Genomic DNA, 26269 nt, shown 5'->3' on the forward strand with positions numbered 1-26269 from the left:
ACCATGATAGGTCGCCCTCTTTTCATATATACACATTTTCCTCTCTTTTTTCTCAGTATTTTCTTATACAATATGTAAGGCTTTCTATCAATCAGATAGAGGAAGACAAAGAAGAAAGATTTAACCAATGACATTCCCATTATGGATGCAGCTTCTTGCAGAGTTTGCTGGAACTGCTATTTTGATGCTTTTCGGTAACGGTGCTGTGGCTAATCACTTGCTTACCGGTACTAAGGGTCATAACGCCGGCTGGGCTAATATCGCTACCGGTTACGGTCTCGGTGTAATGATCCCTGTAGCTATGTTCGGTGTCGTTTCTGGCGCTCATATCAACCCAGCTATGACCATCGGTCAGGCTGTAAACGGCATGATCTCATGGGATAAAGCAGGTCTGTACGTTCTCGCTCAGCTGACCGGCGCTTTCTTCGGTCAGGTAGTTGTATGGATTATGTACAAGCCGTTCTACGATAAGACCGAAAACGCGGGCGAGATTTTCGCAACCTTCGCAACCACCGACGAGGCAGAGGACAAGGCAAACTACTTCATTAACGAGTTCGTAGGTACCCTTATCCTCGTATTCGGTGCGCTCACCATCCTCAGCCTTGACTGGGGTAAGCAGGCTCCAATCGCAGCTGCTATTATCGTAGGCTTCATTGTTTGGGGTCTCGTAGCTTCCATGGGTGGCCCAACCGGTCCAGCTCTGAACCCTGCGCGCGACTTGATGCCTCGCCTGGCTCACGCTTTGTTGCCAATCGAGCACAAGGGCAGCTCTCGCTGGGGTGAGGCTTGGATTCCAGTTGTAGCGCCAATCTGCGGTGCTATCGTGGGTGTATTCCTCGCAGGCATCTTCTTCTAAGGAGAAGCGTTGTAGCTACTCGTAGCGATTTAGATAAGGGAGATATGGCTTCGGCTGTATCTCCCTTTTTGCGTTTATGGGGTGGTTGTGTTGTGGTGAGCGAACCGGTATGGGCGCATCGCTCAACGCCACAAACGTGAACGGTCACATGAGGCTTAAACTGTTGTGCCGAGCGACTTGCAGCCTGTGATTCGCGCACGAAAGCTCGAAATAGCTGATTTTAAGTACACTTCTCGCCATGAAGAGCGAAGCACTACCTGAGCATCGCTCACCACGGCTACATCTGGTGGCGTGAAAAGTGATTGACTTTACGACTCGTTTCTCACGGCCCCAAAACCGTCATTATAAGGTCGTGAAAAACGAGCCGTATCGTAAATCACTCCTCACGACCCTCGCCCACACACAAACCACACCCCGCACTATAGTGGACAGCATGACTGCATACATGGATCATAAAGACTTAGCAAACACCACAATCACCCCCGAAAGAGCACAACAAATCTCCGATGGCGTGCATCGAACGCTGGAAGCGGTCAGCCAGGTGGCAGTCAAAGCGGGACGCGAGCCTCACGAGGTAATGCTGCTTGCGGCCACGAAAACGCGCGACGTGGCAGAAATCCTGTCGGCTATCGACGCAGGTATCCGCTGTATTGGTGAGAATCGTCCACAAGAAATCCTCGCGAAAGCTGACGGCCTCAAACAGGGCTTAGCCGAGCGCGGTCTGAACGTTTCTAAGCACATGATTGGTCAGCTGCAGTCAAATAAAATCTCTAAAGTGCTGCCGTACGTGCAGGTTATTGAGTCTGTGGACTCGCTCAAGCTGGCCGAGCGCATCGCCCGCCGCGTAGAAGCCAGCGTAGAAGCCAGCGAGCAAACGCACACTGTGGGCGTCTATCTCGAGGTAAACGAGTCGGGCGAGGAGAGTAAGTCGGGCTGCGAGCCGCAGGAAGCGCTCGAAATGGCGGCGGCGATTAACACTATGCCTCAGCTGCGTCTCGAGGGTCTCATGACTATCGGCGCACACGTGCAAGACGAAAAAATCGTGCGCAGCGGTTTCGAACATTTGCGCAAGTTGCGCGATAGTCTGCGCGAGGGCGGTATTAAGACCTGCAGTCAGCTGTCGATGGGTATGAGCGCGGATATGCAGTGGGCTATCGAGGAGGGCTCGACCATCGTGCGCGTGGGAACGGGGATTTTCGGCGCTCGCGCGTTCATCTAGCGCGCATCTCGAAGCACAGTACAACGGTTTCTATATTCTTAGAGTATGAGAATTGCGCGTTTCAGTCATGATGATACCGTTTCGTACGCTTTCGTTCAGAAAGACGAGGAAGACGGCAAAGATTATCTCGTAGAATTATCCGGTTACCCTTTGGGTGGAGCTCCCGTATCGCCGACCGGCGAGCGTTTCGGCGTGGACGATGAGGGTGTGCGCCTGCTCACACCGATTATTCCGAGCAAGATTTACGGCATCGCCAAGAACTACGAGGCTCACGCTCAATATATGGGTGAAATTAATGGCATGACGGGCGTGCATGCGCCGGAAGAGATGGTCATTTTCTCGAAGCCATCCACCTCGGTCATCGGTCCAGACGATCCGATCGTGTTCCCAAGTTTTAGCAACGATATGAACTTCGAACCAGAAGTTGCCGTGGTTATCGGCTGCATCGCCAAGAACGTGAGCGAGAAAGACGCGATGAGCTATGTGCTCGGCTTCACCTGCACGAACGACGTGACGTTGCGCGACCTGCAAGGCGATGATCCCACATGGACGCGCGCTAAAGGCTTCGACACTGCATGCCCGCTGGGTCCATGGATTGAGACGGATTTAGATCATTCGAATGCTCAGATTAGTTTCACTTTGAACGGCGAGGACGTGCCGGAAGCTTCTGGGACGACCGCGAATTTGATTCATTCGATTGAACAGCAGATCGCTTTTATCTCCAGTTTCGCGACCCTTTTGCCGGGCGATGTTATTTTGACCGGTACCCCATACGCTACTGGCAGTTTAAAGCCGGGCGATGAGGCGATTGTGCATGTACAAGGTATTGGCGATTTGCGTAACGTAGTAGTGCGCGCATAAATTTTTGATCACAAGAATGTGGAGATAATATGGCAGAGAAAACCGTTAAAGTAGCGCTGTTAGGTGCTGGAACAGTAGGTTCGCAGACCGCACGTTTGCTCGTAGAACAGGCTGATGAACTTGCTCGCCGCGCAGGCGCTCGCATCGAATTAACCGGTGTGGCTGTTCTCGACCCGAACGAAGTAAATGATCCATGGATTGATAAGTCGCTGCTCACCACAGAAACATTAGACTTAACCACGCGCGCAGACATTGTTGTAGAGCTCATCGGCGGCATTGAACCTGCCCGCACATTCGTTCTCAGTGCGCTCAATCATGGCGCTTCCGTAGTTACTGCGAATAAGGCGCTGCTGGCTCAGCATGGTCCAGAACTGTACGAATCTGCAGAAAAGAACGGCGTAGATATTTACTTCGAAGCAGCTGTGGGCGGCGCTATTCCAATTGTGCGTCCATTGCGCGAGTCGATGGTGGGAGACCGCATTAACCGCATTATGGGTATTGTGAACGGTACTACCAACTATATTCTCGACGAAATGACCACCAAGGGCTTGGCTTTCGACACCGTACTCAAGGACGCACAGGCTAAGGGCTTCGCAGAGACCGACCCAACCGCAGATATTGGAGGTTTCGATGCTGCTGCGAAGGCTGCCATTATGGCTGTTCTCGCATTCCATCGCGATGTTCGCATGGACGATGTAAATATCGAGGGTATTGAACACGTCACCGAATCGGATATTGCTGCAGCCCGCGCGATGAACCGCATCATCAAGCTTCTTGCTGTTGTTGAGCGTTCTGAGCGGGGTATTACTGCCGGCGTGTATCCGGTTATGCTGCCAGAAAATCATCAGCTGGCCAAGGTATCGGGCAGCTTTAACGCGGTCTTCGTGGAGGGCGAAGCTTCTGATGATCTCATGTTCTACGGTCGCGGTGCAGGTGGCGCTCCAACTGCTTCTGCGGTAGCCGGCGATATCGTAACTGTTGCGCGTCACCGTGCTGCAGGCTCTACTGGCCCGCTCATCCCGCTGTACTCGAACGAGCCAATCGTGGATGCTTCCGAAGTGGAATCCTCCTACATGATGCGCTTAAGCGTAGCTGACGCTGTCGGCGTGCTCGCGCGCGTCTCCGATATTTTTGCTAAGCACAACATTTCTATTCGTGCAGTGCAGCAGCGTCCAGAAGAAGACGAAAACGGCAATCACGAATTATGGATTACCACTCATAACGTGGCTGATCGAGTTATTCGCGAAACAGCAGAAGAAGTATCCAATGCTAAATCTATTGGCTCTGTGCTGTCGATTATGCGAGTTTTTGAAGACTAATAGACAGAAACTGTGTAACTGATGTGAAGTGTGTAACTGAATCCAGCGCTGACTGAAGTGAGAGGCTTGAGAAGCTTGAGTGTTTTCTTATCTCGAGTATTCTCTTATCTCGAGTCGCTTCCTATCTTGAGTATTTTTTATCTTGAGCCAGCTCTGAGAAACAGCATATAGTAAGGAACATGATGGTTTTTGCAGCATCGCGCGTTCGTGTGGACGTTCCAGCAACAAGCGCCAACTTGGGGCCTGGCTTCGACGCCTGCGGTTTAGCCTTGGGCTTCTACGACACGATTTATGTAGAAGCTTTGCCTACACAAAGCGTAGATATTGAGATTATTGGTGAGGGTGCAGATACATTGCCGCGCGATGAGCGTCATCTGATTGTTAAAGCTTTGCGGGCTGCTGCTGAAGAGTTTGATTTGCCGGAGTTTGGTTTGCGCATGAAAGCGTATAACCGTATTCCTCAGTCTCGCGGAATGGGGTCATCTGCTAGCGCTATTGTCGCGGGCGTTAGTTTGGCCGCTGGCCTAGCAGGATTAGATAGCACTCAGCGCGAAATACGCGATGCTATTTTCCAGGTTGCTGCGCGTATAGAGGGTCATCCTGATAACGTAGCGCCAGCAGTCTATGGCGGTATGACAGTTTCGTGGAAGAGCGGGCAGGATTTTCGCACGCAAATATATCCAGTGCATAAAGATATTCATGCGTGGATTTTTATTCCGAATTTTGAACTGTCTACTGAAGAAGCGCGCAAAGCTTTGCCGTCAACCGTACCGTATGCGGATGCTTTGACTAATGTATCGCGCGTTGCTCTGCTTCCAGCAGCTATGGCGAATGCAGATAATGACTTGTTATTTGAGGCGACTGAAGACACCTTGCATCAGCCGTATCGCGCACCTCTGATGCAAGCATCTGCTGATTTAATGACTTTCTTGCGCTCTCAAGGATACGCTTCTACTATTTCTGGCGCCGGTCCATGCGTGCTCGCATTACATGCTTCTGATGCTACTGATAGTTTGCATAATATTACTGCTCGTGGCGTGGATATGAGCCATTGGCATATGGTGCATTTATCGGTAGACCGTTCGGGAGTGCAGATTAGCGCTGAATAACGTTGAAAAGGAGTGAAATTATGACTATTCCTGTTGTTTTAGCTTCTCAATCGCCATCTCGCGCTCGTTTGCTGGTGCATGCCGGTATTCGTCCCACAATACGCGTATCGCATGTAGATGAAGATGCTGTTTTAGCGTCTTTGGCAACTGACCGCGGCGTGCACGTCAACGATTTAAGCGTTGAAGAGCGGGTGCTCGTTTTGGCGCGCGCTAAAGCACAAGCTGTTGCTGATGACTACCGTTCCACGTGGAACACGATGCAGGAGGCTTGCGGAGAGTTAACAATTTCGCGTCCGATAGAGCAAGGGCAGGGAAGCGTTGCCGAACGTGTTGATTTAGCTGATTACGTGCGTGACCACTTAGGGCTGTCGGGACTTGTGCGCGGTCCAGTGGTGATTGGCTGTGATTCGCTGTTCACTCTTGACGGGGCTGTGTATGGAAAGCCGCATACGGCTGAGGTTGCGCGTGAACGTTTACGCGCTATGCGTGGGGCTACAGGAACATTATGGACTGGTCATGTGGTTATTGATTTGTCGACCGGAGATATGGCTCAGTCCATTAGTTACGCTCATGTGAATTTTGCTGACTTTAGCGATGATGATATTGAACGTTATATTGCAATAGGTGAACCATTGGAAGTGGCTGGCTGCTTTACTCTCGAAGGGATTGGCTCAGCATTTATTGAGTCTATTCAAGGAGATCCTAGCGGCGTTATGGGTTTGAGCGTTCCCACGGTGCGTGCATTAGTTGAAGAACTGGGCATTAGTTGGACGAATCTGTGGAATGCGACAGATGTTCAGATTCTCACCCATGCGAAAGAGGTGACCCCAGATATTCCGGACAGCAATATTATGCAACCTGGAGACGGGTGGATTGACTGTGCATGCGGGCATAAACATTGGGGGCGCAATAGTGCAGCGGGCGTACTCGTGGCACGACGCGATGATGATGGGAATATTTCCCATGTTGCTATGCAACACCGCGCAGCATGGAGCGCGGAAGGGGGCACATGGGGCATCCCGGGTGGAGCGCTGGCAACGGGAGAAAACGTGATCGAGGGGGCGTTGCGCGAGGCTGCTGAAGAGGCGAATATTCATCCGGACGATATTGTGGTGGTGGGCGCGTACTGCGAAGACCACGGTCCATGGAGCTACACAACAGTATTTGCTTTTGAAAAACCAGAACATATGGTTCGTCCTCTTGCTACAGATGACGAAAGCGAAGATGTACGGTGGCTTGCAGTAGAAGACATGGATAGCGTGCCATTACTCTCGTACTTTAAGCAAGATTGGGCGAATTTTGAGCAACGATTGAATGTTGTTGCTCGAGAGCAGTGCGTGTAAATACGCTATTCTACGTTGCTAGTGGAGGGTGGTCTAAAAGGGCATCCTCCACCAGCAAGTTCCACTAATCAATTCTGTCCGTGTTGTTTTGTTGCGCTTGGGACTTAGCGAGGTTTTTGGTTTTGGTTGGGCTTATCTGTTTATTATTGCGGTGTGTAGGAGCCCTAGGGTGGTTCGTGAAGCATGACTTGGTAGGGCGTTCCACGATTCACGCACAGCACGAAGACTGAAAACACTCTTAACGATGACCGCGAGCATTGTTAGCGTTCCACACTCACAACCTCCACGCACCTGCAACCTTCACAACCCCGATCAAAACCGAAGGGTCTGTTTTGTTCCTCGTGAGGCGATGGTAGCACTGTTGGTTGCCGTGCGTGCGTTTTCTGTTGTATCTTTCATGGCTGTGTTTAGTAGTGAATGGTAAAGCTTTTACCAGCTGCGATTTGAGCGGTCAAACAGCTTTAACGAGTAGTGCTATTGATAGCGGTGAAAGATACAGCACGCGAATCACAATGAATCATTCTATTTATTCGCGGCGGAATTACCTTTCAGTGTTTTAATGACTAAACAGTAAAGCAATAACCGAAATACATAATGGTGAAGTCAAAGTGCTAAACAGCGTGCCATCGCGCGCAAAGCTCGTCCCTACATCATAGCGCGCTGCGTAATTGTAAACGTTTTGTCCTGTTGGCAGAGCAGCTAAAATAACGCAACCATATAAGGTAGCGCCGCGGAAACCCATCAGATATGCCAAAACGAAAGCAATCAGAGGCATCACAATATTCTTCAGCACAGCAACAGTAGCAATAGCTGGAATATGCGCGCCTTTCTGCAGAGGTTTAGTTCCATACAAACTCATGCCGAAAGCCATCAAAATCAGCGGAACAGCAGAATTACCAATCATATTAATCGGATCAAAAATCCATTGCGGAACAATAAAATGCCCTGCCATAGCAGAAATCCAAGATATGGTAATACCTGCTAACGAACCAATCAGCAGTGGCTGATGCAGCGGCTGCGATGCAATGCGTTTGAAAGAAAACTTACCGCTGGTCTGAACGTCTAAAACAGTCAATGCAACAGGAGTAAACAGAGCCTGCTGCATAACCAAGATAGGAGCTACCAAAGCAGGGTTGCCAATAATATATGTGGCCACAGGCAATCCAATATTATTGGAATTTAAATACAAAGAGTTGAGCACGCCAATCGTTGTTTCTGCTTTCCCCAGCTTAAAAAACAAAGAGTTAATAAGAATAAAAATAAGTCCCACAGCTGCAGCAGAAGCAAAAGCAACAATAATCGTTGAATCAAAAATTTTATTTAAATGTTCTTTCGATAAAATAGCAAACATTAGGCACGGGCTAGAAACGAAAAAACTTATGCGGTTCAAAACGTATTGAGCCTGAGAACCGCCAATTTGCAGACGTGCCGCCACATATCCTGTGCCAATAACAATGCCAATAACCGCAAAACCCTGCAACGCACTCAATAATCCCATACTCACATAGTGCCACGATGTATGCTCTCAGGGTGCAGATAGTTTACGATATGAATTATGACTGCTCTAGACATCACGGAAAATATAACGCAACTGGATCCAACACGCCTGCACGCGCTGTTCGAACGCATTATGCGCATCTACTCGGTTTCTGATGAAGAAAGCGCGCTCGCTGATGCTCTCGAAGAATATCTGCGCGGCTATGTGCATTTAGAGGTTCATCGCCATGAAGATACTGTGGTGGCTTCAACTCATTTTGGCAAGGCTGAGCGCGTGCTGCTGGTAGGTCATATAGACGTGGTGCCTGTTATCGATAACTTTCCGCCGCAAATATTGCAGCCAGGAGATGCGCGTATCCGTGAAGACGTTGCGCGAGATTATCCGCAGTCTCCAGTTATGTGGGGGCGTGGAGCTACTGATATGAAGGCGAGCGATGCAGTATTTGCGTATTTAGCGGGCGTTTTAGATAGCGCGGATAAGCTGCGTTGCGACGTGACTTATGTGTTTTATGACCATGAAGAAGTGCAGGCAGAGAAGAATGGTTTGGGTCATGTGCTGGCTGCGCATCCTGAGTGGGTGCAGGGAGATTTTGCGATTATTGGTGAGCCGACCAGCGGTCTTATTGAAGGCGGCTGCAACGGAACTATGCGTTTTGATGTGCTTACTCATGGAGTAGCCGCACATTCCGCGCGTGCATGGATGGGAGATAATGCGATTCATCATGCTGCTCGAGTACTGACTTTGCTCAGCGAATATGAGTCGGCAACGATTAGTGTTGACGGTTTGGATTATCGCGAAGGATTAAACGCAACCATGATTGAGGGCGGAGAAGGGACGAATATTATTCCGCAACACTGCCGTGTGCATGTGAATTATCGTTTTGCTCCAGATAAGACGATACAGCAAGCAAAAGCTTTGCTGATGGGAGAAGGCTGCGCGACTGTTAGTGGAGTAGGAGTAGGACCGGTACGAGCTGACGGGGGGCTTTTTGAAGGCTTTGATATTGATATGAAAGATGAATCAGCAGGCGCTCGCCCAGGTTTGCAACATCCGCTCGTTCAGTCTTTGGTATCTTTAGTTCGTGACGCAACTGGCGAGCAGCCACGCGCGAAATTTGGCTGGACAGATGTGGCGCGTTTTAGTTCTTTGGGAATTCCTGCAGTAAATCTGGGTGCAGGAGATGCTCTGCTGGCTCATAAATCAGATGAACAAGTAGCTCTTGATGCTGTGACTGAGTATGCGCAACTTTTAGAGACGTGGCTCAGAGCAACTCCTGTGGTAAACTGAACTCGGTAACTCTGCGTAGTAACCACACACTATGCGTTGATCCCCTTGCCTAGTAGGGATGAAAACATGAGGATTTGTAGGCAAGCGTTGGCGTCCGCATAGATATGACAGACTTTTAACCGTTTACGGTGCACCGATGAAACGAAACGTTGCAAAACGTGCCATCTTATAGGTGAACTGTAAACACGGAAAGCACAGCAGACGCAGCTGCTTGACTGGAGATACAAGTGTCTGAGCGTATGAATCAGGAACCACCTGTTCTGGGACGTCGCACTAATAAAGGATCGCGCCGTGTTGTGCGTGTTAGCGGTTCTCAGGATTCCCAAGTAACACAAATTTCGCATACTGTATCTTCTCAAGAGACATCAGCTCAATCTCAGGTGAACGCTAAGCCTGAAAGTGCTGATACTACTCAGCAGGTACAGGCAATAACGCAGGCAGACGGGCAGAGCGTACAGAATGCGGAGAATATGCCGAATGATCGGGCTGGTGTGCAGACGGAAAAGCAATCGGATAAGCAGTCCAGCGACGGTTCTGAACCTGCAGATAGCGAGAAGAACCGCACATCTGCACAGCAGACATCAGCGGCATATACGCGCAGCGACAAAGCTCACCGCATTGCTAGCGAACTCTTTGTTGATAGAGGCATTATTGTTCCGGACGAAGTTGTTGTAGAAGAGTCTGCAACGCAGAAGAGTGCTCAGGAGAACTCTCGCGCTGTTTCTGAGCATAAGCCTTCGGGAAGCACCGAGACCGATTCTGAGGAATCCGCTGTTACTTCGCAAGTGGTGGCAGAAGAAAAGACTCAAGAGCGAGACGAAAATCCGCGCGTTCAGCGTTCACGCCTTCGCCGTCGTATCACAATGGAGGATCACGCTACCAGTGCTACCAGTGCTACCAGTGCCAACAGCGCTAACCGTAGCAATAACAGTGCTAATCGCGCGAAAGCCGAGGAGCAGTTTAGCGCAGCTCAAGAACCAGATTCTGCACAAGATACACCAACAGCACGTTCTGAACGTGCTCGTGCAGCAGTAAGTCAGGCTTTAGAGTTCTCGTCATCCCAAACAAATCATGAGGATGCTCGTGCAGTCGAAGGATTCAGCGCTCCAACCAATCCGATGATGAGCCTGCTGTTCCAAGCTCCTGTTATTCCTGCAATAACGCGCTCATCGCGTAGCGATTATCGCGATGAAGAGCAGGACGAGAATACCTTGCATCGCAATCGCCGTCATCGTCGCGATAAGAATCATGAGAACGCAGATAATAACGATGTTCTCGATACTATTAGCGCTGCTTTAGATGAAACTGAACGTTCTCGTTCAAGCGCACAGAATAATCAGCATGAGGATGACGACAACGCGCGTTCTTCTCGCCGTCGTAACCGCAAAGATAAAAACGAACGTAACGAGCGTAACGAGCGTAACGAAGAAAACGGTTCTGCGGAATATGTTGACGAATTCGACACAGATTCGCGCTCTCGTCGCAATCGCCGTCTGAATGCTCAAGAGCGTCGAGCAGCAGCAGAAGTCGAGCTGATTGAAAGCGATTTGGAGCTCGATGAGATTGACTACGAGCCTATTGAAGGCGATATGCGCAATGATGATGAAGCGGAAAGCTTTGAAAGCTCTTCGCGCCGTCCTCGTCGCCGTAGCGCTATGCTTCAAGAAGCTGAGGAAGCGGATGAAGAGTTCACCACACGTCGTCGTCGTCGCCGCCGCCGTGGCTCGAAGAATGCGCAGGACGATGATAATCAGTCGTCTGATTCGTTGTCTTCTTCAGCAGACACAGGAGAAGATACGCGCGGTCGTTCCCGTAAGCAGCAGTATATTGATGAAATTACGGATGTTGCCGGTTCAACACGTTTGGAAGCGAAGCGTCAGCGTCGTCGCGATAATCGTCGCGACCGTAACCGCCAGGCAGCACTGATTACCGAGCAAGATTTCTTAGCTCGCCGTGAAGTAGTCAACCGTTTAATGGTTGTGCGCGAACGCGGAAGCCATACGCAGGTCTCCGTTATTGAAGACGATGTGCTGGTTGAACATTATATTTCCGATATTGCAGAAGTATCCGCTGTGGGCAATATTTACCAGGGACGCGTGCAAAACGTGCTACCAAGCATGGAAGCAGCCTTCGTAGATATTGGTCAGGCGCGCAACGGTGTGCTGTATGCAGGCGAAGTGAATTGGGATACCACACGTTTAGACGGTCAGCCTCGTCGTATGGAACACGCTTTCCAGTCAGGCGATCCTGTGCTCGTTCAGGTAACGAAAGATCCAATCGGACATAAAGGTGCACGCTTAACCAGCCAGATTACTCTTGCAGGTCGTTTCCTTGTGCTCGTGCCATCGGGAAGCATGACAGGAGTAAGCCGCAAACTTCCTGAACGCGAGCGTGCTCGTTTGAAGTCTATTGTGTCGAAAGTAGCTCCAGAAGAAGTGGGCGTTATTATTCGAACCGCTGCTGAAGGCGCTCCTGAAGAAGCTATTATTAAAGATTTCGAGCATCTGAAGGACCAGTGGGAGCATATTTCTGCTCAGTTAGAGGAACTGAAGAACTCCAAGAAACCGCATCTCCTGCAAGGCGAGCCAGACGTTGTTATTCGCGTGATTCGAGACATCTTTAACGATGACTTTAAGAAGCTTGTTGTTGAGGGCGAAGATGTATATAACCGCATTCATGAATATATTGAATCTGCTGCGCCTGATTTGCTTGACCGCGTAGAACGTTGGGACCCAGCAGAGCATCGAGGTAAAGACGTGTTTGACCGCTGGCAGATTGATAGCCAGTTGCGTAAGGGCATGGAGCGTCAGGTATATTTGCCGTCCGGCGGTTCTTTGGTTATTGACCGTACCGAAGCAATGACCACGATTGACGTGAATACAGGACGTTTTATTGGCAAGGGCAAGTCGCTGGAAGAGACAGTTACCCGATGCAATTTGGAAGCTGCTGAGGAAGTTGTGCGTCAGCTGCGTTTGCGCGATATTGGAGGCATGGTCATGATTGATTTCGTGGATATGGTGATGCCTGCTAACCGCGATCTTGTTTTGCGTCGATTGGTTGAGTGTTTGTCTCGAGACCGTACGAAACATCAGGTTGCTGAAGTAACCTCGCTGGGTTTGGTTCAGATGACACGAAAGCGCGTGGGACAAGGCTTGGTTGAAGCCTTCTCAGAGGAGTGCCCAACCTGTGGTGGTCGTGGCTTTATTTTGCATGACGAGCCAACTGTGTCCGCTCAGTATGATGATCCGTATGCAATGAAGGGTGGAGATCCTTTCGTAAAAACAAATAAGCATGCGGCTCATATTGCTCATGGAAAGGTGAGCGAGACTGCTCAGCCACGCGAAGAACGCGCTGGAACGAGTGAAAAAGCTAAAAACTCTATGGCAGCAATTGCTGCAGCTTCGGCGAATACAAACAGTGGACACAGTGTTGCGGTGTCTTCTGGTGTGTCTTCTGCGGAGGCTTCAGAGGTGTCTTCTGGAGTGTCGGGCAATGTTGTGGTTTCTAATGCCCAGAGTGAAGGCGGTCAGCACAATAACAGTGCAGCAGATGGAGCTGAAAATCGTAGCGATGGTCGTAGTGATGATCGCAATGAAAGAGCGGACACGAGCGAAACGCCAAGCGTGGAAAACCGTGAAGCATCTACAACCTTGGCTTTGATTTCCGAAGACCTCAAGACCTTGCAAGATTCACGTGGTTCTCGGGCGGGCAAAGAGCATAATCAGCATAATCAGGAAGCCGAGTAAAAGGCCGCTACCAAGCAATAATCGTGAAGATTTTGTTTGCAGCAACGAAACAGGGCGCGTAACCGTATTGCTCGTCCAAACTAGGCAGTAGAGTTACAAGTCCTGTGTGTTGCTCGACTTGACGGATGTCAAGCGATGCAATATATTAGATTGTTGGTGTCTTGTGAACACCTCGGGTTGGTATGCCCGGGAACAGTTTAGAAGATAAAACGAACGTTAAAGCTTTTAAGAGGCAAAGGTAAGAACATGTACGCTATTGTGAAAGCCGGCGGCCACCAGGAAAAGGTCGAGGTAGGCGACGAATTTACCGTCAACCGTCTTGATGCAAAGAAGGGCGATACCGTAGAGTTCCCTGTTGCACTCGTAGTTGATGGTTCCAAGGTTGTTCTCGCAGCTAAGGACTTGGCAAAGATGACTGTTAAGGCCGAAGTTGTAGACGACGAAGCTAAGGGGCCGAAGATTAGCATCCAGAAGTACAAGAACAAGACTGGTGTAGCTCGCCGTAAGGGTCACCGCCAGAAGTTGACTGTTCTCAAGGTAACCTCCATCGCGTAACTCGCGGTGTAGAGGATTATAGCCGAGTCATTTTTCGAAAGGAATAAGTCATGGCACATAAGAAAGGTGCAGCAAGTACCCGCAACGGTCGCGATTCAAACCCACAATACCTGGGTGTGAAGAAGTTCGGCGGTGAAGCAGTAGTAGCAGGCAACATCATCGTTCGCCAGCGCGGTACTAAGTTCCATGCAGGCCAGAACGTTGGTCTTGGCAAGGATCACACTCTCTTTGCTCTCGTAGACGGCACCGTAAAGTTCGGTACCCGTCGCGATCGCAAGGTTGTAGACGTAATCTCCGAGTAAATTCGGACAGCTTGAAGCCGCGCCACTTGAGCGCGGCTTTTTGTGTATATAAGGCTTTTGTGGGGGTTCTGTTCACGGGGTGAGCCTGCTTGCAGGGTGCGGCTCTTAACGGGTGCTCTGAGTGAGAGTCTCTTCGCGGGGTGTGCTGCGCTAGAGGGTATCTCTCTTAATGAGGTATTTCTCTTAATAGGGCGTTCCGAGCGAACGAGGAATGTCTCTGCTCGCGGGAGTATCTCCGAGCGACGAATCCTCTGAGCAGGGGTCTTTTGTAAAGGTATATAAGGATAAATCATGAGTGACTTCGTAGACCGCGTAACGGTTCATGTTAAAGGCGGCGATGGCGGTAATGGTGCTGCATCTATTCGACGCGAAAAATACAAGCCGCTAGCTGGCCCAGACGGTGGCGATGGTGGCGACGGCGGTAGCGTTATCGTTGTAGCGGATACTAACGCAACCTCATTGCTGGACTACCGTTATATGCCTCATCGCACAGCACCTAGTGGCACGATGGGTAAAGGCGATAACAAGGATGGTTCTCGCGGAGAGGACTTGATTTTGCCTGTTCCAGTAGGCACGGTTGTTTTTGGGGCTAGATCGGTTACGGGCGCTAATGGAACTGGTGGAGCTGCTACTTCTGGTGCTGGTAGTGCCGGGGCTGCTGTTGCCAAAACGAACACCGTTATAAGCGCGGCAAAGCACAAGAACGAGGAGATTCTCGCTGACTTAAGTCACGCTGGAGATAGTTTTGTGGTGGCTCAAGGTGGCGCTGGTGGTTTAGGCAATCGCTCTTTAGCGAGCAAAAACCGTAAAGCTCCAGGCTTCGCCTTACTTGGCGAACCTGGAGAAGAGCGCGATATTATTTTGGAGCTGAAATCTATTGCAGATGTTGCGTTGGTAGGCTATCCAAGTGCGGGTAAATCTTCGCTGGTGTCCACGCTGTCGGCTGCGCGTCCAAAGATTGCTGATTACCCATTTACTACTTTGGTTCCTAATCTTGGCGTGGTCAATACGGGAGATAAGCGTTTTACTATTGCTGACGTTCCAGGACTTATTCCAGGCGCCGCACAAGGTAAGGGCTTAGGCTTGGAATTCTTACGTCATATTGAACGCACGCAAGTTATCGCTCATGTGATTGATTGCGCAACGCTTGAACAAGACCGTGACCCTGTGTCTGATTATCATGCTTTAGAAAATGAGCTTGCTCAGTATGCTGAGCAGCTTGGCACTCCTTTGGGTGCTATTCCTATTGCCGAGCGTCCGCGAGTGATTATTTTGAACAAGGCTGATATTCCTGATGCTAAGGAATTAGCTGAGTTTGTGAAGCCTGATTTTGAGAAGATGGGGCATAAGGTCTTTATTATTTCGACGGCTTCTCATGAAGGATTAAAGCAACTGACGTATGCGCTGAGTGATTTGGTGGAGAAGATGCGTGCGCGCGTTGCTGAGCGGATGGCAGCTGCGGAAGAAGAGCGCGTTGTTATTCGTCCTCTTGAACGCAAAGCACGTAATTCTAAGGCTGTAGGTTTGGGCTTTGACTTTGAGATTGAGCGTGAGCAGGATCGCGATGGCAACTTCTGGTTTACTGTTACCGGCTCGAAGCCTGAACGTTGGGTGCGTCAAACAAACTTTGATAACGAGGAAGCTGTGGGTTATTTGGCTGACCGTTTGGCTCGTTTGGGAGTGGAAGATGCTTTGCGCGCTAAAGGTGCTCGCGTAGGTGATGAAGTTCGCATTGGACGTGGCGAGAACGCTATGACTTTTGATTGGGATCCAACTGTGCAAGCTGGTGCAGAAATGCTGGACGGAGACCCGCATGCTCAACGCGGTCATGATTTGCGTTTGGATGAGGTTCAAGGTCTTAACCGTCGTCGTACAAATGTGGAGCGTCGCCGTCGTTACCACGAGTGGATGGACGCCAAAACAGCTGTGCGTAACGCCATGATGGAAGAACGTAAAGCTGGGCACTGGGCAGATCCGTCTCGCGTAGATGACCCTGAAGGTGCTCAGGACTTTTTGAAGCGTTTTGATGCTGATGGTGGTTCTGATGGTGCACGTGGTGAAGGAGCACGTTTTAACGACGGCGCTGAAGGAGCACGCGCTGATGGTACGGAGAGTGTAGAGAGCGCAGAGTAAAGGCCCACGAATTTATGAATGAAGAACAAACACGCAGTCGCATTCTGCAAGCACAAACAATTGTGGTGAAGGTGGGATCAAGTTCACTGACTTCGGCACAGGGCATGCTCGATGTCGATAAACTCAACCATTTAGTTACATCGCTAGCCTCCGCTGTTCAGTTGGGGGCGCGCGTTGTGCTTGTGTCGTCTGGTTCGGTGGCAGCTGGTTTGAAGCCACTCGGTTTTACTAGCCGTCCTGATGATTCAGTTTCTCGCCAAGCAGCTGCAGCCGTGGGGCAAGGATTGCTCATGGCGGAGTATGAGAAAGCCTTTGCGCGCTACGATATTCGTGTTGGACAGGTGCTCATGTCTGCCCAAGATACCATGCGTTCTGCGCGCTACCGCAATGTGCGCAACACGATGGAGCGTTTGCTTGAATTCGGCGTTGTTCCTATTGTGAATGAAAACGACACGTTGGTTACCAGTGAAGTGCGTTTTGGAGATAACGATCATTTAAGTGCGCTTGTAGCCAATATTGTGCGTGCTCAAGCTTTGATTCTGCTCTCCGACGTTGACGGACTCTACACTGCTCCTCCAAGTCAGCCGGGGGCGCGGCGCTTGACTTTTGTGCATAATGCTCTTGAAGAGATTGACGATTCGACGATTGCGGGGACGGGCTCGGCTGTGGGTACGGGCGGGATGGTGACCAAGGTGGATGCAGTGCGCATTGCCACCGCCTCCGGTATTCCATGCTTGCTTACGTCTGCAGCTAATGCAGCTCCTGCATTAATGGGCGATGCTGTGGGAACGGCGTTTGCGCCTATTCGCGCTCGCGAATCAGCTCGACGTCTATGGATTGGTTATGCTTCTCATCCTCAGGGAACTGTTGTGGTGGATGATGGCGCTGCTCGTGCCGTACAAACAGGGAAAACCTCGCTACTAGCTGTAGGAACCTTAGGTGCGGATGGCGATTTTTCTGCTGGTGCTCCGGTGTGGGTAGAAGATACGCATGGCAATAAAATTGCTCGCGGATTATGTGCTTTTGATTCGGATGATATTTCCTCGCTTGCTCGAAAAAATACTGAGCAGATTGAGAGATTCTTGGGAGCAGAATATGCTCGTCCTATTATTCATCGCGATGATTTGGTGTTAGTAAAGCCCACGCGCTAATGTGAAGGCATGGCACAGTTAAGCACACGCATTCATAATGTTGCACCATCGGCTACTTTAGAAGTCGATCTTAAAGCAAAAGCTCTTAAAGCAAACGGCATCGATATTATTGGTTTCGGCGCTGGAGAACCTGATTTCCCAACGCCTGACTATATTGTGCGCACAGCAGTAGAAGCGGCGCAGGACTCAAAAAATCATCGTTATACTGCAACAGCGGGTTTACCAGAACTTCGCGAAGCAATTGCTCACAAAACCGCACGCGATAGCGGCTATGAGGTAGATCCTCAGCAGATAGTGGTAACTAACGGCGGCAAGCATGCGGTGTACGCGAGCTTCCAACTTATTCTTAACGAGGGGGACGAAGTAATCGTTCCTACTCCTTGCTGGGTATCTTACCCAGAAACAATCAAACTTGCTGGTGGTGTGCCTGTCGAGGTTTTTGCAGATGCTGAGCATACTTTCGAACCAAGTATCGAGCAAATCGAAGTAGCTACTACCGAACGTACTAAAGCTATCATCATTAATTCTCCAAACAACCCAACAGGTGCTGTGTGGTCTGCAGATACTTTGCGCGCAATCGCGAAGTGGGCTATCGAGCATGATGTATGGGTTATTTCCGACGAAATTTATGAGCACATGACTTATGATGACGCCGAAACCGCGCGTATTGGTTCTCTTGTACCTGAGGTGCGCGATCGGTTGATTGTTCTGAACGGTGTTGCGAAAACTTATGCTATGACTGGTTGGCGCGTCGGCTGGCTTCTCGCTCCTGCTGAAGTGGCGAAAGCAGCAACGAAGTTACAGGGACATATGACGTCGAACGTGTCTAATGTTCCTCAGCGCGCTGCAGTGTCTGCTATTGCTGGCGATTTAAGTGCTGTAGCTGCTATGCGTGAGGCTTTCGATCGCCGTCGTCACGCAATCGTGAGCGCTCTTAATGAGTTGCCAGGTGTGAGTTGCGAGATGCCAAAGGGGGCTTTCTATGCTTTCGCTGATTTTACAAGTTTGCTCGGTAAACCGCTCGGTAAGAACGGAACGGTTTGTGAAAATACAGTGCAGCTTGCAGCCCTGATTTTAGATGAAGTACATGTAGCAGCTGTTCCTGGTGAAGGATTTAGCGCACCTGGATATATTCGTTTTTCCTACGCTTTGGCAGATGATGACTTAGCTGAGGGTATGCGTCGTTTGAAAGAATGGCTCGCATAAGCCTTACTACAGTGCGGTTAAAGTGCATAAGTCGAGACGGGCTTATGCACTTTTTCGTAGCTGTTGCGTTATGCGTGCGCCACGCCGAGAGTGCGGAGAAGATGTGCTGGTGGAGGAATTGAAAAATAAGTGATTAGACGAAATCGACATTCCACGGTAAACTGAACATTTGGCGGTAAAAACGCCATACGTCGTTACATAGTCGAGGGTACTTGTCACAATATAAAGGCAATCCCGAGGATTGTGTACGATGTTACCAGTACACCTAGGGGTCTGGCGCAATTGGTAGCGCAACGGTCTCCAAAACCGTAGGTTGTGGGTTCGAGTCCCGCGGCCCCTGCTAGGGCAGTAAAACTGCACAGAAACATTGAGTGAGGATTGCAAAATGGCAAAGTCTGAGAACACTAAGGCTGCAAAAGTTCGCAAGCCAAATATCTTCCTGCGCGTTGGTATGTTCATCAGGCAGATGTTTGAAGAACTCTCTAAGGTTGTAGCACCATCAGGTAAGGAATTACTGGGATGGTCTGTAGCAGTGTTCATTTTCGTTGTATTGCTCATGATCTTTATTACAAGTTTGGACTTTGGCTTAGGTAAGCTCATGGTCACCTTGTTTGGCTAGTAAAAGCTTGTATTGCATATAAAACTATCGAGATTAACCCAGTAGGGAATTATGACTGAGAATTTTGAAGAAAATCAAGAAGCTCTTGAGGTTGCAGAAGTTGCAGAGCCAGTAGAAGCTGAAGTAGACGTGGAAACTGAAGCTCAGGATGTTGAAGCTGAAGATGCTCTCGATCCAGGTGAGAAGGCAGTCCAGGACTTCTCTAAGTCTTTGCGCGGTCTGGAAGGTAAGTGGTATGTTCTGCATACTTACTCCGGCTACGAAAAGCGCGTAAAGATGAACGTAGAATCTCGCGTTCAGTCATATGGTCTGGAAAGCCAAATTTTCCAAATCGAAGTTCCTATGGAAGAGGTGGAACAGCATACTGACAAGGGTAAGAAAGTTGTTACCCGCGTACGCATCCCAGGATATGTGCTTATCCGCATGTGGCCAGATGAGGATGCTCGTCGTATTGTGCGCGAAACAGAGGGCGTAACCGGTTTTGTGGGTAACGGCGGTGAACCAGCTCCACTGTCTCGCAAAGAAGTTGTGTCTATGATGGCTCCAATGATTCGTTCTGAAGCATTGAAGGGCACTGACAATATTGAAGCTCGTAAGAAGGCTCGCCAGATTGAAGTCAGCTTCTCTGTGGGTGAAGCCGTGACTGTTACTGATGGTCCGTTCGCTACGATGCCTGCAGTTATTTCTGAGGTCAGCCCAGCAACACAAAAGCTGTCTGTGCTTGTATCTATCTTTGGTCGCGAAACCCCAGTAGAACTTGGTTTCGATCAAGTGGATAAGATTGACGCTTAAGGCTGCTTAAAGCTGTTATTCTGTCTTCGCGTTCACCCGAGAGAGTGGATGCGAACTTTGTTTGCGCGTGGTCTGGGATGTGAAAAATGGGTGGCTATGGCTATTCCATGGTTCACGTGCTCAAAACTTAAACCGGATGCTGTCAGCCATGTCATGTGCGCGCCCGTCATGTCGCACAGCCATGAGCACAACTATCCTTCCTCCAAACTTGCTATTTGTCACAACAATCAGGCATAATAGAAAGGCTTGCCATTTTCAGCACGCTTTGGCACGCTGAAAGGCAGAGAAGATGAAAACCGCGGGAGGGGCGCGTCTTACGAGACAAACTCCGTTGAACCGCTAACAGAAAGAAGAACCATAAAATGGCTCCTAAGAAGAAAGTCTCAGCGCTCATCAAGCTGCAGATTGCTGCAGGTAAGGCAAACCCTGCTCCACCACTGGGTCCAGCATTGGGTTCCCATGGTGTGAACATCATGGACTTCACCAAGGCATACAACGATGCTACTAAGGATAAGATCGGTCAGATCATCCCAGTAGAAATCACTGTATATGAAGATCGTTCCTTCACCTTCGTTCTGAAGACACCTCCAGCAGCAGAACTTCTTCGCAAGGCAGCTGGCGTGGATAAGGGTGCTGGAAATCCTCTCACCACCAAGGTTGGCTCTGTAACCAAGGCGCAGGTACGCGAAATCGCTGAAACCAAGATGGCTGATTTGTCTGCTCGCGATATCGAAGCAGGTATGAAGATCATCGAGGGTACCGCACGCTCTATGGGCATTACCGTAACCGACTAATTATTATCCACGAAGCAGAAGGGCAAACGCTTGCCCACACTGCGACTGCTAAGGAGAAGCAGATGACAAAGCGTTCTAAGAAGTATCGCGAAGCTGCCGAAAAGGTAGATCGTTCAAACCTCTACACCGCATCTGAAGCTATTGCATTGCTCAAAAGCATGCCAGCTCGCGGTTTCGATGAAACTGTTGAGGCTGTATACAACCTCAACGTAGATCCACGTAAGGCTGACCAGCTCGTTCGCGGTACCGTGAACTTGCCTAACGGCACTGGTAAGACCGCTCGCGTAATCGTTTTCGCACGTGGCCCATTGGCTACTGCAGCTCTCGAAGCTGGTGCAGACGAAGTTGGCGATGCAGAGCTCATCGAGAAGGTATCTAAGGGTTACACTGACTTCGATGCAGTAGTAGCAACTCCAGATATGATGGGTCAGGTTGGTCGTTTGGGTCGTGTGCTCGGTCCTCGTGGTTTGATGCCAAACCCTAAGACCGGTACTGTAACCATGGATGTAGCTAAGGCTGTATCTGACATCAAGGGCGGTAAGATTGAGTTCCGCGTTGATCGTCACGGCAACTTGAGCTTTATCGTGGGTAAGCTCAGCTTCACTGAAGAAGCTCTCGAAGAGAACTTCCGGGCAGTAGCTGATGAAATCCGTCGTTTGAAGCCAACTACCGTTAAGGGTCGTTACATCACTAAGGTAACCATGACTTCTACTATGGGTCCTGGTGTCCCACTGGATGTAGCTCCATTGGCTGCATAAGTAGTTGCATAGTTCGCGATAATACGAACAGAACTTTAATCCCGCATCACGCATAGGTATGGAAATGCCAGCGTATGCGGGATTTTGTTTTGCTGTTTTGTGTGTGTGGGGGGGGGGCGGTTCGAACGTCGGTTTTTGTTGTTCATCGGACTTGGCGGGGTCTCATGCTTGCACGTGCGTGACTAGTAGCTGTTCGGCACAATCAGGCTTCACGCTGCATTAAATTCGAGGGTTATTGCTCTCACTCATTCTGCTTAACCGATTAATACACCTGTTGTGTCAGTTTTGATGCACAAAATGGCTTCAAAACTGACATATCGGTTGCGCGTATCGACTTTGCTCATAAAATAAACACATTCACGCCGAAGAGATGTCTTGACAACATCCTCCCTTAAACCCCGCTAAGTCCGAAGATCCGCATTTCTGTTGTATCTTTCATTGCTGTGCTTAGTAGTGAATGGTAAAGCTTTTACCACTTCCGATTTCGGCGGCTAAATTACTTTAAGGTGTAGCGCTACTGATAGCGGTGAAAGATACAGCATGCGAATCAAAATGAACCACCCCATTCATTAGCGCTTGAATAACATGCAGCCTACTGAGCGAGTTTTCTCTGCGATATGCCAGCCATGTGTGTTAGGTTGCCAAGAACAGCGTAACGTTCACGCACACTCACTCCGCGAGTTACACTACCGCAACGGACAATGTGGATAACTCGCTCATCGAGTCACAACACAACCGAATTTCTACGCCACCTACGCTAGAGTGGGGTGCATGGTAGACGTGACAACAACCCCAGCAGCAGACTCAATGAAGCTCAACGACGGTCGTAATATCCCTCGCATCGGAGCGGGAGTTTTGCGCATCGATAATGGCGATGTGGCACAAGTTGTATGCGACGCTTTAGAAGTCGGATATCGCCACATCGACACTGCTGCCGGCTATGGTAATGAAGATGGCGTGGGTGAAGGTCTGGTTCGCGCTGGTTTTGCTCAGGGCGAGAACCGCAGTAAGTTGTGGCTCACTACAAAATTGCGAGATTCCGAGCAAGGATACGACACAGCTTTACGCGCGTTTGAGCGTCAGCTACGTCTGCTCAAAACTGATTACGTTGATATGTATATGATTCATTGGCCAACTCCTTTTGATTGGCGTAGCGATACAACATGGGCTGCTTTGCGTGAACTACGCGAAGCAGGAGTTGTAAAAACTTTGGGCGTGTGCAATTTTATGCCTACAGATTTAGATCGTTTATATGATCAGGTGGGGGAGTATCCTGCTGTTAATCAGATTGAATTACATCCAACATTCCAACAGCGCGAGGTCGTAGAATATAGTCAGAGTAAGGGGATTGCAGTACAAGCATATTCTCCTATGGCCCGCGGAGCAGATTTAAACGCTGGTGGTGAACAGCTCGAGCAGATAGCTGCACGTCATAACGCAAGCGTAGCTCAAGTAATTTTGGCTTGGCATCTGGCTAAAAATATTATTATTATCCCTAAGTCTGCGCATAAGGAGCGTTTAGCAGAGAACTTAGAAAGCCGCAGTATTAAACTGACTGCAGATGATATAGCATTTATTGATTCTCTCAATACTTTGACACGTGCAGGACACGATCCAGCTACTTTCTCCTATAGCTGATGGTTAGGCATTACAGGCGTCGCCGCACCAGAGCTCGCCGTCAAGTTGTCGCAGTAAAAAAGCAATGGTACTACCTTATGTGTGTCATTGTTTTTCTTGGCGTACTTATTGGCTCTTTTCTGCCACAAGTTAGCGATACTGTGGCGCGCACAACCGGCACATATACAGCAACCGGTCAGGCGGCTGAAACACTAGCACAGCTCAAAGTTGTCGATAATCCTCGCCCAAGCCGTCACTATAAGCGCGACTATTTCGGTTTTCGCCAAACAGATGATGATGGTAATGGCTGCGATGTGCGCGAAGATGTGCTTGCCCGTGATTTAGCAGACGTGCGCTATAAAAGTTTAACCTCATGCAGAGTTGCGTCAGGTGTTCTTAACGACCCGTATACAGGAAAAATTATACATTTTAAACGCGGCATCGACACAAGCAGAGCAGTGCAAATAGATCATGTTGTTGCTTTAAGTAATGCCTGGAAATCAGGCGCATATGCGTGGAATACTGCTCGACGCTATGAATTTGGTAACGATACCTATAATCTTCTCGCAGTTGATGGTTCTGCAAATCAGCAGAAAGAAGATGCTTCAGCAGACGAATGGTTACCATCAAACACGGCTTACGTGTGCTCGTATGTTGCGCGCCAAATAGGCGTGAAAACGAAGTATCAGCTCAGCGTTACAACATCTGAGAAGAACGCCATGCTCAAAGTTTTGCATGGCTGTAGTAACCAAGTATTACCTGCGCGATAAACGAAGATTTGAGCGATTTTTCTCTCAGCTCAATAAATTGAGCCTATAACGCTATATTAAAAGAAGCACTTACGCATACCGTGTGTTGCAATCCCGAACGTTTTACCTTATTAAAGGCGCGCTTACGTATGTTGCTATTACATGAATGAGAAAAAAGAGAAAATAAAACACAAATAATAAACAGATGAGGGAGGTGAAGACGTGAACTGGCCATTTATTCTTGAAGAAATTCCCACTTTTGCTCAGGCACTTGTGGTCACACTCAATGTGTCGGTGTGGGGAATAGTGCTCTCCCTTATCATTGGTGTTTTCGCGGCAGCAATTGAAAGCGCTCGCGTTCCCGTAGTCCGTCAGATTATTCGCGTCTATATTGAACTCAGCCGCAATACCCCGTTACTGGTGCAGCTGTATTTTATTTACTTTGGATTACCAAAACTTGGTGTGCGCTGGTCGCCAACGCAGTCAGCAATTGTGGGTCTCGCCTTCTTGGGTGGATCATATATGGCAGAAGCTCTGCGTGGCGGTTTGGATGCGGTTGCTCCTATACAGCGTGAGTCAGCACGAATGCTGGGCATGAATAGTGTGCAGATTTTCTCGCGCGTTATTTTGCCTCAGGCGCTTAGCACTGCAATGCCAGGCGTTATAGCAAACGTCATCTTCCTGATTAAAGAATCATCTGTTGTTTCTGCTATCGCGCTCGCGGACATTATGTATGAGGCAAAAGACATTATGGGCAATGATTACAACACCTATGAAGCCCTTGTTCTGCTTACAGCTTCATACCTGATTGTGCTGCTGCCTATTTCCCTCATTGGCACATGGTTGGAGAGGAGGTTCGACTATGCAAGGAATTGATATTCTTTTCCAGCCTTCCGTTATGCCGCGCCTTTTTGAGGGCCTTCTTGTAACTTTGTGGATTGCTGGCGTATCCGTTCTCGCTTCTCTTCCTGCAGGCATTATTGTGGGCTGGCTTATGACTGTGGATAATAAGTTTGTGCGTCTGATTATGCGCATTTACTTGGATATTATTCGCATTATGCCTCAGCTAGCTTTGCTGTACATTGTGTATTATGGTTTTGCTCGCGCATGGAACGTGAACTTTGATGCAACTTTCGCAACAATTATTGTGTTTATTGCGTGGGGTGCAGCTGAGCTGGGAGATTTGGTACGTGGTGCTTTGCAGTCGATTCCGAACTCACAGCGTGAAAATGCACAAATGTTGGGTATGAACTCCACTCAGAGCTTCTTCTACGTGATTTTGCCACAAGCTTTGCGTCGTCTTTTGCCAGCATCTGTAAACCTGGCTACCCGCATGGTCAAAACAACATCATTAGCTGTATTGCTCGGCGTAGTAGAAGTGATTAAAGTTGGTCAGCAAATCATCGATGTCAATCGCATGACGCATCCTCAAGGAGCGCTGTGGATTTATGGTGTCATCTTCTTTATGTACTTCTTTATTAGTTGGCCGTTGTCCCTTATTGCAGGATATTTAGAGAAAAAGTGGTCTCATGAGTAACGAAACGCAAAACGAAGCAAAGAATCAATCAGCAGATAATGCCGTTGTTTTTGATGCGGTCGTCAAGCAGTACCCACATGCACAAGCTCCTGTGCTCAACGGTATTAACCTCAATATTCCTCGCGGTAAGGTAACTGTTGTGCTGGGGCCTTCAGGTTCCGGAAAGTCAACGTTATTACGCACCGTTGCAGGTTTGGAACCAATCCAAGGCGGAGAAATTTGCTTAGATAATGAAGTAATCGCTTCACAGAGCGTTACTTTTAACAGGCGTCCAGCGGATTTGCGCACACGTATTGGCATGGTTTTCCAAAGCTATGACTTGTTCCCACACAAAAGCGTGCTGGGTAACGTAACAATGTCTCCAATTATTGTGCAAAAGCGCAATAAAGCGGAAGTTGAGCAAGAGACTTTACAGCTGCTCGATCGCGTTGGTCTCAAGAATCGTGCGCAATCGAAGCCACGTGAGCTTTCTGGCGGTCAGCGCCAGCGTGTAGCTATCGCACGTTCCCTTATTATGCATCCAGATATTATGCTGTTCGATGAAGTAACAGCCGCGCTTGACCCAGAAATGGTGCGCGAAGTTCTGGACGTTATTGTTGAGCTTGCCGATCAAGGCATGACCATGATGATCGTGACGCACGAAATGGGTTTTGCTCGTGCAGTAGCCGATCATGTGGTTTTGCTGGAGAACGGTTCCATTGTTGAGGAGTCACACAATAGTGACGAATTCTTTGAGCATCCTCGTACTGAGCGTGCTCAGCAGTTCCTCAACACCTTTAAGTTTGAGCGTCACCGCATTTGAGCGTCACCGCATGAGT

The 26269-nt window shown here is 49.2% G+C and carries 23 protein-coding genes and 1 tRNA gene; 23 read left to right on the forward strand and 1 reads right to left on the reverse strand.

The annotated features are described in order from the left end of the window. Positions 1-127: 127 nt before the first annotated feature. The 6 genes from HMPREF2909_RS01470 (at position 128) to HMPREF2909_RS01495 (ending at position 6707) form a co-directional block, all read left to right on the forward strand. Positions 128-856: an MIP/aquaporin family protein gene (locus HMPREF2909_RS01470; protein ID WP_071414956.1), complete on the forward strand. Its 729-nt coding sequence runs from the start codon at positions 128-130 to the stop codon at positions 854-856. 433 nt (positions 857-1289) lie between these two features. Beyond that, on the forward strand, positions 1290-2075 hold the full coding sequence (locus HMPREF2909_RS01475; protein WP_071414957.1) for a YggS family pyridoxal phosphate-dependent enzyme: 786 nt from the start codon (positions 1290-1292) through the stop codon (positions 2073-2075). 45 nt (positions 2076-2120) lie between these two features. Further along, the gene (locus HMPREF2909_RS01480; protein ID WP_071414958.1) at positions 2121-2936 is read left to right on the forward strand and encodes a fumarylacetoacetate hydrolase family protein; all 816 of its coding nucleotides are present in this window, start codon (positions 2121-2123) and stop codon (positions 2934-2936) included. A gap of 29 nt (positions 2937-2965) precedes the next feature. Beyond that, on the forward strand, positions 2966-4255 hold the full coding sequence (locus HMPREF2909_RS01485; RefSeq protein WP_071414959.1) for a homoserine dehydrogenase: 1290 nt from the start codon (positions 2966-2968) through the stop codon (positions 4253-4255). 182 nt (positions 4256-4437) lie between these two features. After that, positions 4438-5364, forward strand: a complete 927-nt coding sequence (gene thrB / locus HMPREF2909_RS01490) for a homoserine kinase (protein ID WP_071414960.1) — start codon at positions 4438-4440, stop codon at positions 5362-5364. A 20-nt stretch (positions 5365-5384) separates the two neighbouring features. Next, positions 5385-6707, forward strand: a complete 1323-nt coding sequence (locus tag HMPREF2909_RS01495) for a Maf family nucleotide pyrophosphatase (protein WP_071414961.1) — start codon at positions 5385-5387, stop codon at positions 6705-6707. Positions 6708-7263: 556 nt separating this feature from the next. Here HMPREF2909_RS01495 and HMPREF2909_RS01500 read toward each other — a convergent pair. Then, positions 7264-8205: an AEC family transporter gene (locus HMPREF2909_RS01500; RefSeq protein WP_071414962.1), complete on the reverse strand. Its 942-nt coding sequence runs from the start codon at positions 8203-8205 to the stop codon at positions 7264-7266. A gap of 57 nt (positions 8206-8262) precedes the next feature. Here HMPREF2909_RS01500 and dapE point away from each other — a divergent pair, with 57 nt between their 5' ends. From dapE to HMPREF2909_RS01585, 17 genes are all read left to right on the forward strand, one after another. Then, a complete protein-coding gene (gene dapE, locus HMPREF2909_RS01505) occupies positions 8263-9492 on the forward strand; it encodes a succinyl-diaminopimelate desuccinylase (RefSeq protein ID WP_071414963.1) in 1230 nt (409 codons plus the stop codon). Positions 9493-9731: 239 nt separating this feature from the next. Next, a complete protein-coding gene (locus HMPREF2909_RS01510) occupies positions 9732-13238 on the forward strand; it encodes an Rne/Rng family ribonuclease (protein WP_084797334.1) in 3507 nt (1168 codons plus the stop codon). 246 nt (positions 13239-13484) lie between these two features. After that, positions 13485-13793, forward strand: coding sequence for a 50S ribosomal protein L21 (rplU, locus tag HMPREF2909_RS01515; RefSeq protein ID WP_022857068.1), 309 nt, complete (start codon positions 13485-13487; stop codon positions 13791-13793). Positions 13794-13843: 50 nt separating this feature from the next. Then, the gene (gene rpmA / locus HMPREF2909_RS01520) at positions 13844-14095 is read left to right on the forward strand and encodes a 50S ribosomal protein L27 (protein WP_022857069.1); all 252 of its coding nucleotides are present in this window, start codon (positions 13844-13846) and stop codon (positions 14093-14095) included. A gap of 291 nt (positions 14096-14386) precedes the next feature. Then, positions 14387-16228 (forward strand): GTPase ObgE, encoded by a 1842-nt coding sequence (gene obgE / locus HMPREF2909_RS01525; RefSeq protein ID WP_084797197.1) that lies wholly within the window; start codon positions 14387-14389, stop codon positions 16226-16228. A 14-nt stretch (positions 16229-16242) separates the two neighbouring features. After that, positions 16243-17379 (forward strand): glutamate 5-kinase, encoded by a 1137-nt coding sequence (proB, locus tag HMPREF2909_RS01530; RefSeq protein ID WP_049206918.1) that lies wholly within the window; start codon positions 16243-16245, stop codon positions 17377-17379. Positions 17380-17388: 9 nt separating this feature from the next. Beyond that, a complete protein-coding gene (locus tag HMPREF2909_RS01535; protein ID WP_071414965.1) occupies positions 17389-18585 on the forward strand; it encodes a pyridoxal phosphate-dependent aminotransferase in 1197 nt (398 codons plus the stop codon). A gap of 267 nt (positions 18586-18852) precedes the next feature. Beyond that, positions 18853-18925 (forward strand) — tRNA-Trp (locus tag HMPREF2909_RS01540). Between the two features lie 45 nt (positions 18926-18970). Next, the gene (gene secE / locus HMPREF2909_RS01545) at positions 18971-19204 is read left to right on the forward strand and encodes a preprotein translocase subunit SecE (protein ID WP_022857074.1); all 234 of its coding nucleotides are present in this window, start codon (positions 18971-18973) and stop codon (positions 19202-19204) included. A 51-nt stretch (positions 19205-19255) separates the two neighbouring features. Next, on the forward strand, positions 19256-19996 hold the full coding sequence (nusG, locus tag HMPREF2909_RS01550; RefSeq protein ID WP_071414966.1) for a transcription termination/antitermination protein NusG: 741 nt from the start codon (positions 19256-19258) through the stop codon (positions 19994-19996). 362 nt (positions 19997-20358) lie between these two features. Continuing rightward, positions 20359-20790: a 50S ribosomal protein L11 gene (rplK, locus tag HMPREF2909_RS01555; protein WP_018143356.1), complete on the forward strand. Its 432-nt coding sequence runs from the start codon at positions 20359-20361 to the stop codon at positions 20788-20790. Between the two features lie 62 nt (positions 20791-20852). Next, positions 20853-21548, forward strand: a complete 696-nt coding sequence (rplA, locus tag HMPREF2909_RS01560) for a 50S ribosomal protein L1 (protein ID WP_021617664.1) — start codon at positions 20853-20855, stop codon at positions 21546-21548. A gap of 771 nt (positions 21549-22319) precedes the next feature. Further along, the gene (locus tag HMPREF2909_RS01565; RefSeq protein WP_071414967.1) at positions 22320-23186 is read left to right on the forward strand and encodes an aldo/keto reductase; all 867 of its coding nucleotides are present in this window, start codon (positions 22320-22322) and stop codon (positions 23184-23186) included. Further along, entirely contained in the window at positions 23186-23935 is a 750-nt protein-coding gene (locus HMPREF2909_RS01570) for an HNH endonuclease family protein (protein WP_071414968.1), read from the forward strand. The genes HMPREF2909_RS01565 and HMPREF2909_RS01570 overlap by 1 nt, the downstream gene beginning before the upstream one ends. A 201-nt stretch (positions 23936-24136) precedes the next feature. Then, a complete protein-coding gene (locus HMPREF2909_RS01575) occupies positions 24137-24790 on the forward strand; it encodes an amino acid ABC transporter permease (RefSeq protein WP_071414969.1) in 654 nt (217 codons plus the stop codon). Beyond that, positions 24777-25451: an amino acid ABC transporter permease gene (locus HMPREF2909_RS01580; protein WP_071414970.1), complete on the forward strand. Its 675-nt coding sequence runs from the start codon at positions 24777-24779 to the stop codon at positions 25449-25451. The genes HMPREF2909_RS01575 and HMPREF2909_RS01580 overlap by 14 nt, the downstream gene beginning before the upstream one ends. Further along, positions 25444-26253, forward strand: a complete 810-nt coding sequence (locus HMPREF2909_RS01585; RefSeq protein ID WP_071414971.1) for an amino acid ABC transporter ATP-binding protein — start codon at positions 25444-25446, stop codon at positions 26251-26253. The genes HMPREF2909_RS01580 and HMPREF2909_RS01585 overlap by 8 nt, the downstream gene beginning before the upstream one ends. Positions 26254-26269: the final 16 nt, after the last annotated feature.

Origin of the sequence: Alloscardovia sp. HMSC034E08, from assembly GCF_001813415.1 — a bacterium.
Classification (GTDB): Bacteria; Actinomycetota; Actinomycetes; order Actinomycetales; family Bifidobacteriaceae; genus Alloscardovia; species Alloscardovia omnicolens.

What these genes read in the sequence shown, in the direction of transcription:
- HMPREF2909_RS01495 (WP_071414961.1), top strand. Translation starts at nt 5,385, where the DNA reads ATGACTATTCCTGTTGTTTTAGCTTCTCAATCGCCATCTCGCGCTCGT.
- HMPREF2909_RS01510 (WP_084797334.1), top strand. Translation starts at nt 9,732, where the DNA reads ATGAATCAGGAACCACCTGTTCTGGGACGTCGCACTAATAAAGGATCG.
- rplA (WP_021617664.1), top strand. Translation starts at nt 20,853, where the DNA reads ATGACAAAGCGTTCTAAGAAGTATCGCGAAGCTGCCGAAAAGGTAGAT.
- HMPREF2909_RS01500 (WP_071414962.1), bottom strand. Translation starts at nt 8,205, where the DNA reads ATGGGATTATTGAGTGCGTTGCAGGGTTTTGCGGTTATTGGCATTGTT.
- nusG (WP_071414966.1), top strand. Translation starts at nt 19,256, where the DNA reads ATGACTGAGAATTTTGAAGAAAATCAAGAAGCTCTTGAGGTTGCAGAA.
- secE (WP_022857074.1), top strand. Translation starts at nt 18,971, where the DNA reads ATGGCAAAGTCTGAGAACACTAAGGCTGCAAAAGTTCGCAAGCCAAAT.
- HMPREF2909_RS01570 (WP_071414968.1), top strand. Translation starts at nt 23,186, where the DNA reads ATGGTTAGGCATTACAGGCGTCGCCGCACCAGAGCTCGCCGTCAAGTT.
- dapE (WP_071414963.1), top strand. Translation starts at nt 8,263, where the DNA reads ATGACTGCTCTAGACATCACGGAAAATATAACGCAACTGGATCCAACA.
- HMPREF2909_RS01475 (WP_071414957.1), top strand. Translation starts at nt 1,290, where the DNA reads ATGACTGCATACATGGATCATAAAGACTTAGCAAACACCACAATCACC.
- HMPREF2909_RS01585 (WP_071414971.1), top strand. Translation starts at nt 25,444, where the DNA reads ATGAGTAACGAAACGCAAAACGAAGCAAAGAATCAATCAGCAGATAAT.
- rplU (WP_022857068.1), top strand. Translation starts at nt 13,485, where the DNA reads ATGTACGCTATTGTGAAAGCCGGCGGCCACCAGGAAAAGGTCGAGGTA.
- rplK (WP_018143356.1), top strand. Translation starts at nt 20,359, where the DNA reads ATGGCTCCTAAGAAGAAAGTCTCAGCGCTCATCAAGCTGCAGATTGCT.
- HMPREF2909_RS01480 (WP_071414958.1), top strand. Translation starts at nt 2,121, where the DNA reads ATGAGAATTGCGCGTTTCAGTCATGATGATACCGTTTCGTACGCTTTC.
- HMPREF2909_RS01470 (WP_071414956.1), top strand. Translation starts at nt 128, where the DNA reads ATGACATTCCCATTATGGATGCAGCTTCTTGCAGAGTTTGCTGGAACT.
- thrB (WP_071414960.1), top strand. Translation starts at nt 4,438, where the DNA reads ATGGTTTTTGCAGCATCGCGCGTTCGTGTGGACGTTCCAGCAACAAGC.
- HMPREF2909_RS01535 (WP_071414965.1), top strand. Translation starts at nt 17,389, where the DNA reads ATGGCACAGTTAAGCACACGCATTCATAATGTTGCACCATCGGCTACT.
- HMPREF2909_RS01580 (WP_071414970.1), top strand. Translation starts at nt 24,777, where the DNA reads ATGCAAGGAATTGATATTCTTTTCCAGCCTTCCGTTATGCCGCGCCTT.
- rpmA (WP_022857069.1), top strand. Translation starts at nt 13,844, where the DNA reads ATGGCACATAAGAAAGGTGCAGCAAGTACCCGCAACGGTCGCGATTCA.
- HMPREF2909_RS01485 (WP_071414959.1), top strand. Translation starts at nt 2,966, where the DNA reads ATGGCAGAGAAAACCGTTAAAGTAGCGCTGTTAGGTGCTGGAACAGTA.
- proB (WP_049206918.1), top strand. Translation starts at nt 16,243, where the DNA reads ATGAATGAAGAACAAACACGCAGTCGCATTCTGCAAGCACAAACAATT.
- HMPREF2909_RS01565 (WP_071414967.1), top strand. Translation starts at nt 22,320, where the DNA reads ATGGTAGACGTGACAACAACCCCAGCAGCAGACTCAATGAAGCTCAAC.
- obgE (WP_084797197.1), top strand. Translation starts at nt 14,387, where the DNA reads ATGAGTGACTTCGTAGACCGCGTAACGGTTCATGTTAAAGGCGGCGAT.